The 821-nt window shown below is 59.7% G+C and carries 1 protein-coding gene; it reads right to left on the reverse strand.

Going from position 1 to position 821, the window contains the following annotated elements; translation table 11 throughout:
- On the reverse strand, window positions 1-821 hold an 821-nt coding region (locus L6R21_28045; protein MCK6563058.1), incomplete at both ends, for a DNRLRE domain-containing protein.

The raw sequence follows: 821 nt of genomic DNA on the forward strand, positions 1-821 counted from the left end.
GTGTAGGTGAAACTGTCATTTCCTGAGAAACCGGCATTGGGCGTGTAGGTGATGGCGCCATTGCTGGTGTTCACCGAAGTGGTGCCGTGACCGGCAGCAGTTGCCACGGTCACGCTGGCGGGATTGAGCGAGCCGTCGGCATCTGAGTCATTCGCTAAAACATTGATGACCACGGCAGTTCCGGCGGCAGTGGTCGCGGCATCGTTGTTGGCCACAGGCGCCGCGTTGGCCGGCCCGGAGTTGTATTCGATCACAAGCTGTGGCGGCTGGCTGCCTTCGCGGCTGCTGAAATAGCCGTTGGCCGTGGTCGAGTTGAGCAGCGCAAAGCTGTAGGTGCCGTTGCCGGTCACATGGGCGGTGAGACTCAATTCGAGCCAGGCATTGGTGGTGATCGGGCCGTTGCTGCTCAACAGCACGCCATTGCGATCGGCGTTGTTCCAGTTCAGGCCGGTCTCGCTCCAGGGATCCGCGGTGCCGGCATAGTTGTTCGACACCGAGTAAAGCGAGCCGTTGTCGTTGGTGCCGGTGGTAGCATAAAGCCGCAACACCGCGCTCTGCACCGCGCCGGTAATGCCGGTGATTTCGAACTTGAGGTAGGTGCTGTAGGTCGAGCTGGCATTGCGGAACCGCAAGGTATTGGCCGTGCCGTAATTCGTCGTGGGATTGGATTTGGAAATGTAGGCATCTGCCACGGGCGTGAAGGTCAATGTCGTTGTGCTGCCGGCGGTGACGGTCACGGTAACGGTCGCGGCATTGGAGGTGGCGCCGGCATTGTCTTTCACCGTGTAGGTGAAACTGTCATTTCCTGAGAAACCGGCATT

Source organism: bacterium, from assembly GCA_023150945.1.
In the GTDB taxonomy this organism is placed as follows: domain Bacteria; phylum Zhuqueibacterota; class Zhuqueibacteria; order Zhuqueibacterales; family Zhuqueibacteraceae; genus Coneutiohabitans.